This window comes from Microcoleus sp. T3_B1, assembly GCF_036700445.1.
GTDB lineage: Bacteria > Cyanobacteriota > Cyanobacteriia > Cyanobacteriales > Microcoleaceae > Microcoleus.
The window spans coordinates 21013-37251 of the sequence record NZ_JAUBOX010000030.1 but is presented as its reverse complement, the minus strand read 5'-3'; the positions used below and the strand labels follow the sequence as shown (position 1 = coordinate 37251).

The 16239-nt window shown below is 47.6% G+C and carries 17 protein-coding genes; 4 read left to right on the top strand and 13 right to left on the bottom strand.

Annotated elements, in window-relative coordinates; translation table 11 throughout:
- Nucleotides 1-206 precede the first annotated feature (206 nt).
- On the bottom strand, nucleotides 207-542 hold the full coding sequence (gene rpsF / locus QT990_RS17715) for a 30S ribosomal protein S6 (protein WP_015176119.1): 336 nt from the start codon (nucleotides 540-542) through the stop codon (nucleotides 207-209).
- A 15-nt stretch (nucleotides 543-557) separates the two neighbouring features.
- Between rpsF and QT990_RS17710 the strand changes: the two genes are divergently transcribed.
- Both QT990_RS17710 and QT990_RS17705 read left to right on the top strand, forming a co-directional pair.
- A complete protein-coding gene (locus QT990_RS17710) occupies nucleotides 558-1475 on the top strand; it encodes a carbohydrate ABC transporter permease (RefSeq protein WP_333300754.1) in 918 nt (305 codons plus the stop codon).
- A 90-nt stretch (nucleotides 1476-1565) separates the two neighbouring features.
- Nucleotides 1566-1718: a hypothetical protein gene (locus QT990_RS17705; protein WP_333143788.1), complete on the top strand. Its 153-nt coding sequence runs from the start codon at nucleotides 1566-1568 to the stop codon at nucleotides 1716-1718.
- 129 nt (nucleotides 1719-1847) lie between these two features.
- Here the strand turns inward: QT990_RS17705 and QT990_RS17700 are convergent, their stop codons facing one another.
- The 8 genes from QT990_RS17700 to glyA form a co-directional block, all read right to left on the bottom strand.
- Nucleotides 1848-4403 (bottom strand): HDIG domain-containing metalloprotein, encoded by a 2556-nt coding sequence (locus QT990_RS17700; RefSeq protein WP_333109541.1) that lies wholly within the window; start codon nucleotides 4401-4403, stop codon nucleotides 1848-1850.
- 125 nt (nucleotides 4404-4528) lie between these two features.
- Nucleotides 4529-5677 (bottom strand): ADP-ribosylglycohydrolase family protein, encoded by a 1149-nt coding sequence (locus QT990_RS17695; RefSeq protein ID WP_333109543.1) that lies wholly within the window; start codon nucleotides 5675-5677, stop codon nucleotides 4529-4531.
- A gap of 110 nt (nucleotides 5678-5787) precedes the next feature.
- Nucleotides 5788-6897, bottom strand: coding sequence for a transposase (locus QT990_RS17690; RefSeq protein WP_333409336.1), 1110 nt, complete (start codon nucleotides 6895-6897; stop codon nucleotides 5788-5790).
- A 266-nt stretch (nucleotides 6898-7163) separates the two neighbouring features.
- Nucleotides 7164-7604, bottom strand: a complete 441-nt coding sequence (gene aroQ / locus QT990_RS17685; protein WP_138920973.1) for a type II 3-dehydroquinate dehydratase — start codon at nucleotides 7602-7604, stop codon at nucleotides 7164-7166.
- 112 nt (nucleotides 7605-7716) lie between these two features.
- Nucleotides 7717-7854, bottom strand: a complete 138-nt coding sequence (locus tag QT990_RS17680) for a hypothetical protein (protein ID WP_333081027.1) — start codon at nucleotides 7852-7854, stop codon at nucleotides 7717-7719.
- Nucleotides 7855-8153: 299 nt separating this feature from the next.
- Nucleotides 8154-9410 (bottom strand): competence/damage-inducible protein A, encoded by a 1257-nt coding sequence (locus QT990_RS17675; protein ID WP_333409335.1) that lies wholly within the window; start codon nucleotides 9408-9410, stop codon nucleotides 8154-8156.
- Between the two features lie 236 nt (nucleotides 9411-9646).
- Nucleotides 9647-10702, bottom strand: coding sequence for an MraY family glycosyltransferase (locus QT990_RS17670; protein ID WP_333409334.1), 1056 nt, complete (start codon nucleotides 10700-10702; stop codon nucleotides 9647-9649).
- A gap of 454 nt (nucleotides 10703-11156) precedes the next feature.
- Entirely contained in the window at nucleotides 11157-12440 is a 1284-nt protein-coding gene (glyA, locus tag QT990_RS17665) for a serine hydroxymethyltransferase (RefSeq protein WP_333409333.1), read from the bottom strand.
- A 168-nt stretch (nucleotides 12441-12608) separates the two neighbouring features.
- Here glyA and QT990_RS17660 point away from each other — a divergent pair, with 168 nt between their 5' ends.
- Both QT990_RS17660 and QT990_RS17655 read left to right on the top strand, forming a co-directional pair.
- Nucleotides 12609-12806 (top strand): hypothetical protein, encoded by a 198-nt coding sequence (locus tag QT990_RS17660; protein ID WP_006631916.1) that lies wholly within the window; start codon nucleotides 12609-12611, stop codon nucleotides 12804-12806.
- A 213-nt stretch (nucleotides 12807-13019) separates the two neighbouring features.
- Nucleotides 13020-13493: a Tic20 family protein gene (locus tag QT990_RS17655; protein WP_333143792.1), complete on the top strand. Its 474-nt coding sequence runs from the start codon at nucleotides 13020-13022 to the stop codon at nucleotides 13491-13493.
- A 414-nt stretch (nucleotides 13494-13907) separates the two neighbouring features.
- On the opposite strand, the gene QT990_RS17650 is transcribed toward QT990_RS17655, so the two are convergent.
- The 4 genes from QT990_RS17650 to QT990_RS17635 form a co-directional block, all read right to left on the bottom strand.
- Nucleotides 13908-14273, bottom strand: coding sequence for a hypothetical protein (locus QT990_RS17650; protein ID WP_333143793.1), 366 nt, complete (start codon nucleotides 14271-14273; stop codon nucleotides 13908-13910).
- Nucleotides 14248-14601 (bottom strand): DUF433 domain-containing protein, encoded by a 354-nt coding sequence (locus tag QT990_RS17645; protein WP_333143794.1) that lies wholly within the window; start codon nucleotides 14599-14601, stop codon nucleotides 14248-14250. The genes QT990_RS17650 and QT990_RS17645 overlap by 26 nt, the downstream gene beginning before the upstream one ends.
- A 122-nt stretch (nucleotides 14602-14723) precedes the next feature.
- Nucleotides 14724-15494 (bottom strand): fumarylacetoacetate hydrolase family protein, encoded by a 771-nt coding sequence (locus tag QT990_RS17640; RefSeq protein WP_333409332.1) that lies wholly within the window; start codon nucleotides 15492-15494, stop codon nucleotides 14724-14726.
- 95 nt (nucleotides 15495-15589) lie between these two features.
- Nucleotides 15590-16171: a 5-formyltetrahydrofolate cyclo-ligase gene (locus tag QT990_RS17635; RefSeq protein ID WP_333465575.1), complete on the bottom strand. Its 582-nt coding sequence runs from the start codon at nucleotides 16169-16171 to the stop codon at nucleotides 15590-15592.
- Nucleotides 16172-16239: the final 68 nt, after the last annotated feature.

Here is a 16239-nt window from a genome sequence, read left to right as displayed (position 1 = left end):
CCTTTAGAAACTATGCTGTACCCACAATTCCAAAGATCCCCCTAGCGTCTTTTTCAGGAGGATGCCAGGGGGAGCGAAAGCCTCTGACGTTAGTTTTTCAAGTTGTGTGTACAGGGTAGCCCTTAAGAAAGAAAGGCGTGCCGGGGAATAAGCGGCCCTAATCGTCAAACAGTAGACTGGTACTACTTGACATACTCACCGAACTCCTACTCGGCGACTTCAGCTTCCGCTTCCGCTTCAGGTGCATCTGGCACATCTTGCTTGATCGTCAAATAGCGAATCACTTCTTCGCTCAGACGCATCGCGCGTTCCAGGGTAAAAATTGCAGCGCCCGGAGCTGTATAGTTCATTTGAACGTATACTCCGTCCCGGTGCTTGCCGATTTCGTAAGCCAAACGGCGCTTGCCGCGGTGCTGAGTTTCGATGTTTTCAGCACCTTGATCGCGCAAAATAGTTTGATATTTAGCGATCGCCTGGTCTGTCATTTCCTCACCCAAATCAGGGCGCAGAATGTACATAGTTTCGTAAATAAACGGTTTCATGGCAATAATCCCCTTATGGACAACAAGGCTTCTCACGAAGCAAGGACTTATTATCATATCCCAACCATGAACAATCTCAAAACTAAAAAACCAAATTCCCCAAACCACACTCCCTCACCGTGGAGCACCCTGTGGACGTACAGCATCATGAGCGCGATCGCACTTTTAATGCTGTTTCCCTTGCTGTGGCTGCTCAGTACCTCCCTCAAATCCCCCAACGAAAACATCTTTCAATTTCCCCCGCAACTGTGGCCGCAACAGCCAACCCTCGAAAACTTCATCAAAGTTTGGCAAACAAACCCCTTCGGCCGCTACCTATTCAACAGCACCCTAATAGCCGGCCTCACAGTTAGCATCAACGTCCTCTTTTGTGCCCTCGCCGCTTACCCCTTAGCCAGACTCAAATTTCGCGGCCGCGAAGCCATCTTAATCACGATCGTTTCCACAATCATGATTCCCTTCCAAATAGTCATGATTCCCCTATACATATTGACTGTACAACTCGGACTAAAAAATAGTTATTTAGGCGTAATCTTTCCCGGACTAGCCTCAGCCTTCGGCATATTTTTATTACGACAAGCATTTCTAGCAGTTCCCAAAGAACTAGAAGAAGCCGCCCGCATCGACGGCTGCAGCGAATTAGGCATTTGGTGGCACGTCATGATTCCGGCAATTAAGCCAGCTTTAGTTACCCTAGGAATTTTCGTATTTATCGGTTCTTGGAGCGACTTTCTGTGGCCACTGCTAGTTTTAGACAGACCGGAATATTACACTTTACCTTTAGGGGTAGCCAATTTAGCAGGGACATTTTCTTTAGATTGGCGTTTAGTTGCGGCGGGTTCTATTATTTCTATTGTTCCAGTTTTAGGACTATTTTTGCTCTTGCAAAAATACATTGTGCCAACAGAAACTGCTGCGGGAGTCAAAGGATAGAATCAACACAAAAAATCGGCGTTTATCCGCGTTCATCTGCGGTTAAAAATTAAAATCTTTTGAACTCACAACTCACAAAATTTATTTTTTATGTACGAACTGCAAGACATCCGCTGGATTATCGATCGCGCTGCGGTCGTAGATACGATCGTAGCATTTGCAAATGCGATCGATGCCCCAGACTGGCAAAAATTGCGATCGCACCTAGCCGGCGAAAGAGATATCGACTCTTCGGAATTTTGAGGAATCAAACCACCTGTGGTAATTGTCAGCGACAATGCTGAAGTGCATGGCTATTCGCGGGGCAAATCGCAATGAAATCTCATTCACAACTGAAATGCGAGCTGATTTTCCCTAACTAAAAATTTCCTCCTACCTTGGAGTAAAAACTGCACTAGGGTAAGCAATCCGCTTGTGATTGAACTGTTCCCAAACCCGCACAAAAATCTCCGCAATTAGAGACATATCCTCCCGCGTTAAACCCGAATCAATCAACTGATTATCCTGCCAGCGAGCCCTCAAAATCCGATTAACCATATTCAACGCCTCTTCATGAGTAGCATCCTTGAGCGATCGCAAAGCAGCCTCGCAAGAATCCGCCAGCATCAGAATTCCCGTTTCGCGCGACTGCGGAATCGGCCCGTCATAGCGAAAATCCTCCTCCCTCACTTGGCGACTTGCGATTGTTAACTTTGAATTATCCGCATCTGGCAAAGCAATCTTTAAATCTTCTATTTCTTTTGCAGCAATTTGCTGCGCTTGGTGGTAGAAATAAGCAATTAACATTGTACCTTGGTGTTCGGGAATAAACGCCTGAATTGCCTTCGGCAATCGATGCTTCCGCGCCATCACCAAACCCTCGGTAACGTGCTTTTTAATAATCTCCGCGCTCGCCCAAGGGTCATTAATTTCATCGTGTTTGTTGCCCCCACCCATTTGATTTTCACAAAATCCGAGCGGGTCGTGCATTTTTCCAATATCGTGGTATAATGTCCCAGTCCTGACCAGCTCAACATTGCAGCCGAGTTCCCGGGCGGCAGCCTCCGCCAAACTCGCCACAAACAGCGTGTGCTGAAAAGTCCCCGGAGCCTCGGCGGCCAATTTCTTCAACAGCGGGCGGTTGGGATTGGCAAGTTCCGCCAGCCGAATCGGCGTAATCAAGTCAAAAACGTGTTCCAAATAAGGGCTGATGCCGATCGCCACAACGCTCCAAGCCAAACCCGCCAAACTTTGCGCGCCCACCGTACCCAGTACGACGTACCAAATAGCACCGGCTGCCGCGCTGGCAATCAAAGTCCCCACGAGATAAACCGTGCCCAGAGTCAAGCCGACAGCCACACCCAAAAGAGCCAATTCCTCGCGCGATCGCAGCCGCCCGGCCATAAAAGCGCCCAGCAATCCCCCCGCCCCGCTAGCCACCAAATGAATCAAGTCCACATTTAAGCCAACGGGCAGCAGCGCCGACAGCAGCCCCACCACAGTCACTCCCACCGCCGAACCGTAGAAGCCACCCGCTAAAATCCCGATCGCGGGCAAACTCGTCCAAGGCAGGCCCAAACTCACCAGCACCGGCGCGCTCAAAGTCAGCAGCAGCAATAGCAAATGATCTCTCCGGCGCAACCGGTAGTGCCTTTCCACCAGCAGTACGATCGCAATTGCCCCCGCGACTAAACAAACAAAACCCGTCAGCCCCAGCCAATTCACCCCCCGCCGGCTCAAACCAAAATAGTCGAGCAACACGAAATCTTCCTGCGAGATATCTTGTCCTTGTGCAACAATTATCTCGCCCTGATCTACTGCGATCATCACCGGTTTCACCTTTTGGGCTGCTAATTCAGCTAGCTGTTTGGTTTCCTCGGGATCTCTCACCAGATTTGGCTGCAAAATCGCTGTTAAACCCTCAACCGCCAAAGCTTGGGACTCTAACGGCACTTCATCTGCCACTTGCAGCTTCACAGCTTCTTTCAAAATCTCTTTTGGCAAGCCCTGCGGGATACCTTGAGCCACCATCCTTTTTGCCGCCCGACTCATACCGGTTTGGGTTTTCTGCCACACTGCCTCCGACAAACCAAACAGCGAAGTATCGTATATCTGGGGTAGCCCGGAAACCGACGGTTTTTCCAGCGCCTCCACAGCATTGAGATAGCGTTGGCGAGCCGAGGAAATACTGTCTGTCAGGCTTTGAAAGTCTGCTGCCGGGAGCGATCGGCTGTAAGCTTGCAGTTGAGCGATAGCCTCCTGCCGAGACTGGTTCTCCGTCTGCCCAGCAACTGCGGGGGAATCCAAGCTCAACCGCTCGGAAGTTGCACTTTTGTCCCCCGCTTGCGCCAAAATCCAGCGCCACTCCCACTCAGGACAGCCCCGCAAGTAAACCTGAACAGCAAGTGAGAGGGCCGAGGGACTCGCAAACGGAAACGGGCCTACCGCCTCCCGCAGCTCGCTTCCCTGCTGCAAAAATTGTTGCAATTCTTGATAAATTTGTCGATCGACCGCAGAATCCAGCATTAATATCGCTACAGCCCCGATCCGCGCTGCTTTCCGCTGTTCTTCAGTAGTTTTGTAATCGGGGATGCTAGCAGTAGCAGGAGCCTTAATCGTCTGAGGAGCTTTCGTCCCCACATCCAGTTTCGGCTGGTTGTAGAAGCGGTGGCCCAGAGTGCTGCTTAGGGAAACTACCGCTACCAGCGCCAACATAGGGGAACGAGCTTGATTTTTGAGGCTGGATTTGGAGGTTTTACTTGTAAATCTAGTAGTAAAAGTCTCGGGAAGAAGCCATTTCGGGCGCGACAAACGGCTCAGGAGAGGCCCGCCAGCGCGCTCGGTATCTGCTTTGCTGCAGCCATTTTGCACTTTAGCAATGTGTTGGCGCAGTGAGCGCGCAGCCCCTAGCTGCTCAATCTGCCGCATCAATGAGGAGAGCGTATTCATTTGTGTCGAAGATATATCACTGTTATCCAGCAGCTTTGTCAGAATTTCTGACTATGCATCTTGATTGATTTTATCCGAACTACCCTGGCTGAATCTTCAGCCCTTACCAGTAAAAGCTCCAACCTTTATATTTTACGAGGTCTAATGACATAAGGTGCAGCCACCGATCGGGCTAGCGCTGCGGAATCGAGTCCGGCATCGGGGCTGTAAACTCCTGCCCAAACAGCAAACAGGTTATTTGCTAACTCTACAATTTTTACATCGCTGCCAGTTCCCCAGAGCGAAGGTTCTCGGCCGTCGGCTAGCTGCAGCGAATTAACCTCAGCCGAAGATACCTGTCGCCATTCTACAGGAATCGCAGCAACGCCGTTATAGGCTCCAGACAAAGCTCCTGTCAAAGCACAGGTTATTTGTCCGGCTATACCACAGCGGGCTGCCCGCACCACTGACAAGCGCAAGTCTTCTGGGGTGTTCAAAAAGCAGTAGAAAGCTAAGGCAATGGGAATGAAATTTCCTGGATTGACAATTGACTCGGTTTGTAATTTTTTCTCACCTTCGCCCTGTCTTTCTCGCAAAGCTGTGGCGCTTTTGCACAGATGAGTGGCGGCTGTTTCTAAATCGGCTCCCTTTTCTAGTAGTATTTGCACTTGCAGCAGCAGCTCTGTTAAGGCATTCTCTGTTTTCAGGTAGGCAAGTGTTTGCTCGATCGCTGTCGCGGGGTCAAGTCTTTCTTTGAGAGCTCGGGCGATCGTATATGCTACTGCTAAAATTGCTGTTTCCCATTCTGGCTGGTTTTCGTTGTGCCAAACCTCTATCGCCAGCATGATTTTTTCTCGCAGCTTGGCTTTATTTTCGTGAAAAAACATCGCGGATGGCAGCGCAGCAATTGCAGCTTCACCAGGGTTAAGCAGGGTTTGAAACTCACTGTTGCGGGGATGATAGATTTCCGACTTGGCAAATGCTTCCCAAGTATCGCGCCAATCTTTTAAATCTAAACCCCTACACCGAATTAAACTTTGAACACACGCTACCGCAAGTCTCCCGGATGCGGATGAGTCTTTGCCACTTGGGATTTTACTGTTGACAGAATTCAACACCAATGTTGCCCCTCTTAGGGTCAATTGTTGGTGTTTCGTCAGTTGTAAAATCGGCTGCAAGTCTTCTGTTTGGGGGGGAATACCCACGAGTTGCCTCTGGTATTGCAGGCCTAGAGAGTCTCCTAAAACTGCCCCCAGGATGGTTCCTTGAAACTTGCTCAACAGGGAATGCCGCATTTGAATTTAACTCAAGTTGTTATTGACATACTCCCCGGCTTAAAAGCGCGGGGATTCTTAACACTTCATTGACCGATACTACCGAAGTAGTTTTACGAGCGTCTCCATGTTCATTTAGAGTCGTGGCAATGCCCTATCCCGACTTTATTTATATTTTTGGCGGCGTTCTCATCTCTGTCTTGGTTAGTACCGCAATTGAGGCAGAGTATATAACGCACAGAGAGGTCTATTTTCCCCCACTTAAACCCGCAATCTGAGCAAACTTGGCTGGTAGGTTCCCAGCGACTAATTACTTTGAACTCTCTGCCATACTTCCCACATTTTCCCTCGCACAAAGCCCTAAACTCACCCCAACCTTGCTGACTAATTGCCCTTGATAGCTTCCTATTTTTTACCATTCCTGCTACATTCAAATCTTCTAAAATGACAAGTTGATTATCCTTAGCCAAGTTAGTTGATAGTTTGTGCAAAAAATCTTTTCTAGTGTCAGCAATTCGGTTGTGCAGTCTAGCTATTTGCAGTCGGGTTTTATTCCGCCGTTTAGAGTCGAGTTTTTGACGGGAAAGTTTACGCTGTAATCTGCGAATTTTGCGATCTAACACTTTGTAGTCAGGGCTTACAGCTTTAGTCCCGTCACTCATTACAGCGAAGGTTTTAATGCCCAAATCAATGCCGACGCTGTGGTTCTTAGCTTCGACTTCTTCGGGATCATCCTCTACTACAAAGCTGATGAAATACCGATCTGCACAATCCTTGATTATAGTTAAAGAGCTTGGATGGTCTGGCAATTCCCTAGACCAAATCAGCTTAACTCTGCCAATCTTTGCAAGGTAAACATAATCATCCCTCAACGAAAAACCGTTTTTGGTTAGTTTGGCGGATTGGCTGTTTGTCTTTTTTTTGAACTTTGGATAGCCGACTTTTTTTCCGTTACGTTTTCCTTTACAAGAATCCAAGAAATTCTTAAAAGCTGTTTCCAAATCAGAGACAGATTGTTGGAGGCAAATCGCCGACACTTCTCCCAACCATGCTCTCTCCTCAGTCTTTTTTGCCTTAGTTATTACAATTTTTTGCAGGTCTGCACAGCTAGGTTTTTTGGCAGAGTTTTTGCAAATTCTTAGGGCATCATTCCAGACTACTCTAGTACAACCAAACAATTTAGCTAAGCTAATTTTTTGTTCCGTACTAGGAGAAAATCTGTATCGATACCGCGCTTTCATGCCTCTCTCTCCTGTGTTATTCTTATTATACTATACCACAACATCTGAGAAAATTAGGACAATTAAGAAATTAAAACCGTCCTATAAGGACGGGGCTTTAAACCCCGTTCTTTGGTAATTGGTAATTGGTAATTGGTAATTTAGAGTTCTTCCTGGTTTGCTTCTTTGCCTAACTCTTGTGATTAATTTGAATTCAACCCAAACATATAAGGGCTGGTTTTCCATCTAAAACCTGCCCTCATCCGATCGCTACAATCGGTAAATTTTTAATTTTTAATCAAGTAACTAACTAGAGCTTGCAACCCCAGCCGATAACTTTCTGAGCCAAAACCGCTGATTTGCCCGATCGCCACCGCTGCGATAAACGAGTGATGCCGAAAAGCTTCCCGCCGGTAAATATTGCTCAGATGAACTTCTACCGCAGGGATATTCACCGCGGCGATCGCGTCTCTAATTGCCACACTCGTATGAGTATAAGCTCCAGCATTAATCAATAAGCCTTGGTGCTGCCCTAACATCGAGTGAATTGCATCCACCAACACCCCTTCATGATTCGACTGCTGAATTGAGACTTGCACCTGGAGGGCTTGCGCTTCTCGTTCTAGCAACTTGTTGATATCATTTAAAGTCGCAGAACCATAAACTCCAGGTTCTCGCTGACCCAATAGATTCAGATTAGGGCCGTGAAGTACCAGGATATTTAACAATTTTAAAATTTCCAGCGCAACAAAAATTATGAGAGTTTTGACATGGGATTTAGAACCCGTCTGCCACCTCAAACCTCAAACCTTAAACCTCAAACTTCTAATGCAGTCCCGACTACCTGCGATTCCTCGGTTGGTTGACAGGAATACGAATCGGTTCGAGTTCCGGTTCAGGATCGGGACTCAGCAGTCCTTCTATCAGCTTGCGAACCCATTCTTTAATTTCTTCCAGCACCTTTTCAATGTCTTCCATTGAACGGATAGCTCCTTTTTTTATAGTCTAGATTGCTAAACCGACGGCTAAATATCTGAAAATAAGCAAGCACGACCTTCAAACCAAAGGTCAAACTTGCTTTCTCGCTTGCTGGATATTTTGAGCAATGGAGAGAGTCAGTATATTGGCCAATCAGTCCTATCTTATTATCATAACGAATCTTTACAGATAATCAAGAGGCAAAAGGAAAATTGCCGAATTATATCGGAGTAGAGAGTGTTAAATAAAACTTAAGCTTACGGTTAACTGTTGACAATTGACCAATCGTAGGATTTTTTCTACGCTTTTGCCAACAATAATTTACGCCGGAGTCGATCGAGCGCCGTACAGCTACTCAGATTCCGAATCCACTCGCGGCCTCTGGCATCCCCAAAGCGGTATTCAAAACTTTCTACGTCACCGTCGGGCCCCACTAAACCGACATAAACCAGTCCGACAGGTTTAGCATCTGTGCCGCCTCCGGGCCCGGCGACGCCTGTAATGCTCAATCCCCAATTTGTATTGAGGCTGGCGCGAACTCCCGCAGCCATTTGTTTTGCCACTTGGTGGCTGACTGCCCCAAATTCGGCTAAATCTTGGGGATTCACACCTAATAATCCTTCCTTAACCCGATTGTCGTAAGAAATAATCCCGCCTAAAAAGTAGCTCGAACTGCCGGGAACACCCGTCAGCATCGCCCCCAATCCACCTCCCGTGCAGGATTCAGCCACGCTAAGAGTTTGCCCCGCATCCAGCAACAATTGGCCGACAGTGGAAGCGAGGGTATCGCTATCAGCACCGTAACAGTCTAAGTCGGCAATTTGCCGCAATTGTTGTTCGATCGGCTCAATCAAGTTTTTCGCCGCCACGGAGGACTCCGCGCGGGCCGAAATCCGCAGTTTGACTTCGCCGTGATTGGCGTAGGGAGCCACAGTAGGATTAGTTAAATTCAGAAAACTATCTACTTTTTCCGCCAATGCCGACTCAGCAATCCCCCAAAATTTCAATGTGCGGCTGTAAATAGTTTCGCTGCACCAGCCGTTATTTTGCAGGTAAGGAACGGCGGTTTCTTGCCACATCAAGTGCATTTCCGCCGGTACGCCGGGAAATGTCATTACTGTCACGTCAGAAACCGGCTGCCAAATAATGCCCGGTGCAGAACCGCTGCGGTTCGGCAGAATGTCCGCAGTTTCTGGAATTAAAGCTTGTTTGCGATTGCTGGGACTCATGGTGCGTCCCCGCTGGGCATATTTGTATTCGATATCTGCAATAATTTCCGGCTTTTCGATGAGGGGAACCCCAAAAAAATCGGCGATCGTTTCGACTGTGAGGTCGTCTGGTGTGGGGCCCAGGCCTCCGGTGAAAAGCAAAAGCTGCGATCGACTGACGGCGATTTCTAACACTTGTTTGATACGTTCTGGATTGTCCCCCACCACTGTTTGATAGTAGTGAGGGATTCCCAGACTCGCTAATTCTTTGGCTAAAAACTGGGCATTGCTATTAAGAATATCGCCTAACAGCAATTCAGTGCCAACACAAATAATTTCAGCAACCATTCAATTTTAGATTTTAGATTTTGGATTTTAGATTGGAGAATTGGGCATTGGGAATTGGGCATTGGGCATGGGGCATTGGGCATTGGGCATTGGGCATTGGGCATGGGGCATTGGGCATTGGGCATTGGGCATTGGGCATTGGGCATGGGGAATTAGGCATTAGAAATTATTTTTCTTCCTTCTTCCTTCTTCCTTCTTCCTTCTTCCTTCTTCCTTCTTCCTTCTTCCTTCTTCCTTCACCTAGCGTGTCTCCAAACTTTCCAGCTAGCATATCCCAGCAAACTTGTTGCACCCATAGCGTAAATTACGCCGCTGGGAAGCGAAAAAGCTAGGGCTAAACTTCCCACCCACAGTGTCAGTGAGTAAATAAATAAAACCGCAAATCGATGGGATAGTCCGGCTTCTAGAAGTCGGTGGTGGAGATGGCGCTTGTCAGCAATAAACGGTGACTTGCCGTTGCGAAGTCGATCGAGAATCACCGCCGACATATCTAAAATCGGTACAGCTAAAATTAAATATGGCAGCAACACAGAAGTAACAGCCGTAGTTTTAACTAACCCAATTACTCCCACTCCAGCGAGAGTAAACCCGATAAAATAAGCCCCGCCATCTCCCATAAAGATTTGAGCCGGATTGAAGTTGTAGCGCAGAAATCCCAATGTCCCGCCAGCTAAAGCCGCTGCAATCAGGGCCGCCGCCGGTTGGTGCATCGCCAGACTGACAATCAGCATCACAACTGCTGCAATCCCTGAAACTCCGGCAGCTAAACCGTCCAAACCATCAATCCAGTTGATGGCGTTGGCCATGCCGACGAGCCAAATCACGGTAATTGGCAAGCTCAGCCAGCCAATATTAGTAAGTCCCAAGGAGGGAACTGTGAGAAACTCAATTTGTACGCCCGCGTACCAAACGATGCTGGATACGCCAATTTGCATGAGCAAGCGTTTTAAGGCCGAGAGCGAAAATAAGTCGTCTGCTAAACCGATGAGGAAGAATCCGATGCCGCCGAGGGTGACTCCCCAAATTTCGTATTCGTCTTTGGGATTGAGAACTTGTCCGTTAGCATCGATGAAGCCTCCACAGAGCCAGACAAATAAGAGGGCAGTGATAGTGCCGAGAAAGATGGAAACTCCTCCCAAACGCACCATAGGGCGCTTGTGGACTTTTCGCTCGCCTGGCCGATCGACTCGCCCGCTTTTGAGACCAATTTTTTTGACTATTGGTGTACTCCAGAGGACGACGAGCGCAGAAACCAGAAAAGCGAGTATGTGGTACAGATACTGGTACGGCATCTGAAATCAATTTTAAATAGTGCGGGGCAATTAGGCTGTCAGGCAGAGTCTACTACATTTCAGATGGCTTATAACAAGGAAACATCTTGAAGAGCGACTGGGGGTTTGGGAGTCGGAGATTTGCCGCAATGGCAGTTGCCCTGGGGCGAATTGTCAGGTTTTTCATTCATAACTCTCGAATTAACGATTTGAAATAGCGACTTTTTCGCGAGCAAAAAAGTCGATATTTGGCGAGCGGGCCCAGTCGATCGGTATCTTTCGCAACCGACAAATACCGTTAGTCAAACCAGCCCCGCCCGACAAATATCTTTACTAAAAACCGTATTGGCGATCGATATTTTTGGTTAAAACCGCTTTTCAATATCGCTACCGGCAACTCTCAATCTTTTCCTGCTCTTTTACCCTTTTACCCGTACACTTCCAACTACCAATTTCCCATTGCCGATCAGGAAAATTAAGCTAATGCCGGCACTTTCAAGTACAAGTGGGGATATAACGGGAAGCGATCGCACAGTGCTGCTACTCGACGCAGGCAGTCTGCTGCGACGCTTTCATCATCTGGATTTAGCAGGCGATCGGCGATAATATTGCCAATCTCGGTAAATTCTGCTGTTCCCATTCCCCTGGTGGTCATCGCCGGCGAACCGAGTCTCAAACCGCTGGTGACAAAGGGAGATGCCGGATCGAAAGGCACGGTATTTTTATTAGCAGTAATATTCACACCGCTGACTAATTGGTCCGCTTGTTTGCCTGTCATATTTGCCGATCGCAAATCAACTAGCATTAAGTGATTGTCCGTGCCGCCGGAAACGAGTTTTAAACCCCGCTGCTGCAACTGTGCCGCTAAAGCGCGCGCATTTTCAATTACTTGACCGGAATAAGTTTTAAATTCAGGCTTTAATGCTTCGCCGAAAGCTACTGCTTTGCCCGCTATGACGTGTTCTAAGGGCCCACCTTGAGTGCCGGGGAAAACTGCTTTGTCAAACTTTTTACCTAATTCCGGGTCATTGGTCATAATCAAGCCACCACGGGGGCCGCGCAGGGTTTTGTGAGTGGTGGTGGTGACTGCGTGACAGTGGGGGAGGGGGTTGGGGTGGTGCCCTGTGGCGACTAACCCGGCGATGTGGGCGATGTCGGCGAGCAGGTAGGCTCCGATTTCGTCGGCGATCGCTCTAAACTTCTCAAAGTCGATAATTCGCGAATATGCTGAATAGCCACAAATTAGCAATTTCGGTCGGTTTTCTTTGGCCAGTGCCAAAATTTCGTCATAGTCGAGCTGTTCTGTTTCTTGGCTGACGCCGTAGTGAAAAGCTTTGAACCACTTGCCGGATACGTTGACGGGCGAACCGTGGGTCAAGTGTCCGCCGTGGGACAAATCCATGCCCATTATTCCGTCTCCGGGTTCCAGCAAGCTCAAAAATACTGCAAAGTTGGCTTGAGCGCCGGAGTGGGGCTGGACGTTGGCGTGAGCGGCTCCAAATAGCTGTTTGGCGCGATCGATCGCAATTTGCTCGATGCCGTCAATAAATTCGCAGCCGCCGTAGTAGCGTTTCGCTGGCAGTCCTTCGGCGTATTTATTGGTCAGCACTGAGCCTTGAGCTGCCATTACGGCTGCGGAGGTAAAGTTTTCGCTGGCGATGAGTTCTAGGTGGTCTCGCTGCCGCTGCAGCTCTTGCCCGATTAAATCGGCAATCAGCGGATCGGTTTTGGAAAGGAATTCTAAGTTAGTGTCCGTCACAATAATCAACCTCTTGACAATTTTGGGATTGGGAATTGGGGATCTTATACCGTACTACGGATTTCGCCCCATTGATATAAATATTACGTTGTGTTCAGGTTAAGCCGTTTGTCCCCAACTCCTGACATACAATGAAATTACTGGTGTGAAACCTGCCGGAGGTATCAAATGTTAGTCATTTTAATGGAAAATCAGATGCTTGCCCCTCAGTGTGTTTGCCAAAGTTGTTTGCTGGCCGATCGCACTGGCCAACCGCGCTGGAGCGGTGGAGAGCTTCGCTGCGGCCATCCAGTTGCTAAACCTACGGAAAATTTGCCCGATCGGTACGAGTGTCAAATGGGCTTCGTCATTGCCAATATTAAATAATCATCGGCCAAATAGGGCATGGGGCATGGGGCATGGGGCCTGGGGCATGGTGACTATTAATGCGACTCGATCTAAGTTGCCCTGCATCTGGTACTTGAGGCTGCTATCCGCCCACCAATGAGCAAATTCCGGGCGGGTCGGAACTGAGCCTGCTGCGTTATGCTGATTTTAATAGGAATTAATAGTTCACCGATCGACTCAGGAGAGTTCATTATGACTTGGCGCGGGTCTACAACTGTTCCAGACCGGATTTTTGCTTCTTTGCCTTATTTGCTCCCGTTGGTTGACGGGCTTGCCTTTGGCAGGTTTCTGTTTACACAGTTTCCTGTCCTGCAACTGTTGTTGATACCGCTAGCTCCTTTGATGCAAATTTATAGTTTGCCCTTTGCTAGCTTGATTATCTTCTTTGCTCTGTATTTAGGAGTAGTTAGAAACGAAAACATCAGTCACTTCATTCGTTTTAATGCGATGCAGGCGATTCTTTTAGACATTGTTTTGATGCTGTGCGGTCTGGTTTTGCCGATTTTTTCTAACGGCTTACAAGTCGCATTTATTGCGGAAACTCTGTATAACATGGTGTTTTTGGGCGCTTTGGCTGCATTTGTCTATGCCGTCGTGCAGTCACTTTTGGGACGCTATGCAGAGATTCCTCCGCTTTCGGATGCTGTTTATATGCAGGTTCGTTAGTCAGGAAAGCAGTTGGTAGTTGGTAGTTGACAGTTGTTAAGCTGTTCGGCATTTAAAAGAAGATAGTAGGGTGCGGAGCGTACAGAAGTGTGTCCCAAGTCGGCGTAAGTGTTCGCGCCTGACGCACCTTACCTGGATAGTGAATGGTTTAAATGCTCCACAGCTTAGTTGTTATCCCTATGATTGTCAAACTGAGGTGAAATCTCGATAGGGCGTTGACTGTAGCCTCGCCAAATCGTTCATTTTGCCGATCGGGAAAATCATAGGGTTTATACCAAATCCTGGTAACATACCCCCTTTATTTCTCTTCTAGCTTCTACCTTCTACCTTCTGCGGTCAATCCGTTACATCCGTTACATCCGTTACAAAATCCGTTGCCGAACTTCCTTCTACTTATCAATGAGACAAAATTATTCAAACAATCTCTCGCAGATGAACTATTTGATCTTGATATTCATCATTAAAAGATGCCTCAGCAATAAAAATTAATTGCCGAATATTTTGTCCAATACTCAACTTGGAATTGAGGATAAAAATGCCCGGAATATGATGACCTTCAGCCAAATGGTCTGTCAAATGCACGGGCATGGATTTACGATTATTCGTCACCAATATAAAGTTATATTCCTCACACCATTTAATAATTTCTGGATCTAAAGTTCCCCGACTCGGAGCTTCTGGTTCGCCTACACACCAAATTATCAAATTTGGATTGCCTGTAAGGATTTCAGCTTTATAGGTAGGATCTACATTTTCATCCAACAGATAATTGAGACTCATTGATGATTTGTTGGGATTTTTTTTCCGAGCTCAGTTTTTGCAGTCTAACAATACCAAGTGGAGGGTTAAGTTCTTGTGCTTTAAGTTGCTGATGGCTCCACTCCAACCAATCAGCAATGTAGTTACTAACGGCTTCTTTATTGTGCAGATAGTAAAGGATAGTAGCATAAACTTGTTCCAAGTTAAGAGATGGATAAGTTTGAGCAATTTGTTCAGGAGTGCGCGCGCGATGAATGAAATCATATAGAACAGTTTCAATGCCGATTCGCGTCCCTTTGACCCGAATATCATCTGGCCGCTGAAAGTCAAAATAGTCTTCGAGTTGCATGGGCTAACGATCCTATTTCAAAGTTGGTGAAAATTGACGGGCTAATTGATATTATACAGCAGATTCCAAGCCCTCCCCGTAGGGACAAAGGCTTTCGCCGTGTCCTCACAAATAACCCATAACTAATGAGTGACAGTATTTTCAAGACTGCCGATGCCTTCAATTTCGATGCGGACTCGATCGCCTATTTGTAGCGGCCCTACTCCTTGCGGCGTTCCAGTCAGTATCACATCGCCGGGAACGAGGGTCATTATTTGACTGATGTAGCAGACGAGAAAGTCTGGGGAAAATACCATGCGATCGATCTGGGATGACTGTACCGGTTGCTCGCTCTCATTGACAAAAGTCTGCAACTGTGCAGCGGGACTCAATTCGCGGACAATCCAAGGCCCCAAGGGACAAAATGTATCGAACCCTTTGGCCCTCGCCCACTGGTTGTCCCGTTTTTGCAAATCTCTGGCTGTTACGTCATTGGCGATCGTATAGCCCCAAATTTTGCTGTGTGCTTGTTCGGGAGTGCAGTTGGTACAATGTTCGCCAATTACCAGGGCCAATTCTCCCTCGTAGTCTACCCTTTCCGACTGCTGCGGATAGCGAATCGCTGCACCAGCAGGGATGACAGCACTCGGAGGCTTGAAAAACAGCAGGGGTTCTTCCGGTACTGGGGTTCCCATCTCGGCGGCGTGATCGACATAATTTTTGCCTACGGCTACAATTTTTGAGGGAGAGCACGGGGCGAGAATTTGGTAAGTATCTGGTGAAAGTTCCAAATCGGTTGGTTGTCCTTGTAACCAGGGCGGTGCATCAAATACTTGAACGCTGTGGCTAAGTTGCAGTAAACCGTAATGAATGTGTCCTTGTGTTGTTTTAACTCGAACGTAGCGCTGGGCCATACTATTTTAGATTTTAGATTTTAGATTCTAGATTCTAGATTCTAGATTAAGAGGATATAGGCATAATTGCGGAAAATTAATTTGTTTATGCCCGTTTAAGATTTTCGCTGTGCAATTTTGCAACCGCTTTCTGTACAAATGCCGTGCAGCGGTAGATCCCAGGAGTCAACTGGTAGTTGGGCGAGCAAGGCAAATTCAAAGATAATGCCGATCGTAACTTTTGATTCCCACTCAGCTAAACTGAGCATTCGATCGTAATAGCCACCGCCGTAGCCCAAGCGATAGCCGCGAACATCGCAGCCTACTGCGGGTACGAGCATTAAATCTACTTCTGAATGGTCTATTTTAGGAGCATCCGCCAGTGGTTCGAGTATGCCATAAGCTCCAGTATGTAAAGCATCTCCGGGCTGCCAGATGTGCCAGGATAGCTCTTTGCCGACACAGCGGGGAAATCCCCATTTGCGGGGAGTTACAAATAGGGGGCTTAAATCTGCTTCTTGGCGACAACTGAAGTAGGCGAGGATTGTTTTTGCTTGGGTGAATAGGGGCGAGTTTTGCAGGTGATTGCAGAGGCGATCGCTCTTTTGTCTCCATTCTTGTGCTGATAGGGATTTGCGGGTGTTGAGGAGCGATTTTCTTAATTCTGTTTTAGTTAATGCAGGTTCAGGAGTATTCATATTTGCGATCGAATCTCTCGTTTGACTTGGAGTCCGACAGGGGTTGAAGACCCCTGTCTCATAGCGAA

Coding starts and splice junctions, on each gene's coding strand:
- QT990_RS17650 (WP_333143793.1), bottom strand. CDS start 14,273: ATGAGTCTCAATTATCTGTTGGATGAAAATGTAGATCCTACCTATAAA.
- rpsF (WP_015176119.1), bottom strand. CDS start 542: ATGAAACCGTTTATTTACGAAACTATGTACATTCTGCGCCCTGATTTG.
- QT990_RS17635 (WP_333465575.1), bottom strand. CDS start 16,171: ATGAATACTCCTGAACCTGCATTAACTAAAACAGAATTAAGAAAATCG.
- QT990_RS17705 (WP_333143788.1), top strand. CDS start 1,566: ATGTACGAACTGCAAGACATCCGCTGGATTATCGATCGCGCTGCGGTC.
- QT990_RS17680 (WP_333081027.1), bottom strand. CDS start 7,854: ATGGAAGACATTGAAAAGGTGCTGGAAGAAATTAAAGAATGGGTTCGC.
- QT990_RS17695 (WP_333109543.1), bottom strand. CDS start 5,677: ATGCGGCATTCCCTGTTGAGCAAGTTTCAAGGAACCATCCTGGGGGCA.
- QT990_RS17640 (WP_333409332.1), bottom strand. CDS start 15,494: ATGGCCCAGCGCTACGTTCGAGTTAAAACAACACAAGGACACATTCAT.
- QT990_RS17700 (WP_333109541.1), bottom strand. CDS start 4,403: ATGAATACGCTCTCCTCATTGATGCGGCAGATTGAGCAGCTAGGGGCT.
- QT990_RS17670 (WP_333409334.1), bottom strand. CDS start 10,702: ATGCCGTACCAGTATCTGTACCACATACTCGCTTTTCTGGTTTCTGCG.
- QT990_RS17690 (WP_333409336.1), bottom strand. CDS start 6,897: ATGAAAGCGCGGTATCGATACAGATTTTCTCCTAGTACGGAACAAAAA.
- QT990_RS17655 (WP_333143792.1), top strand. CDS start 13,020: ATGACTTGGCGCGGGTCTACAACTGTTCCAGACCGGATTTTTGCTTCT.
- QT990_RS17675 (WP_333409335.1), bottom strand. CDS start 9,410: ATGGTTGCTGAAATTATTTGTGTTGGCACTGAATTGCTGTTAGGCGAT.
- QT990_RS17645 (WP_333143794.1), bottom strand. CDS start 14,601: ATGCAACTCGAAGACTATTTTGACTTTCAGCGGCCAGATGATATTCGG.
- QT990_RS17710 (WP_333300754.1), top strand. CDS start 558: ATGGACAACAAGGCTTCTCACGAAGCAAGGACTTATTATCATATCCCA.
- QT990_RS17660 (WP_006631916.1), top strand. CDS start 12,609: ATGTTAGTCATTTTAATGGAAAATCAGATGCTTGCCCCTCAGTGTGTT.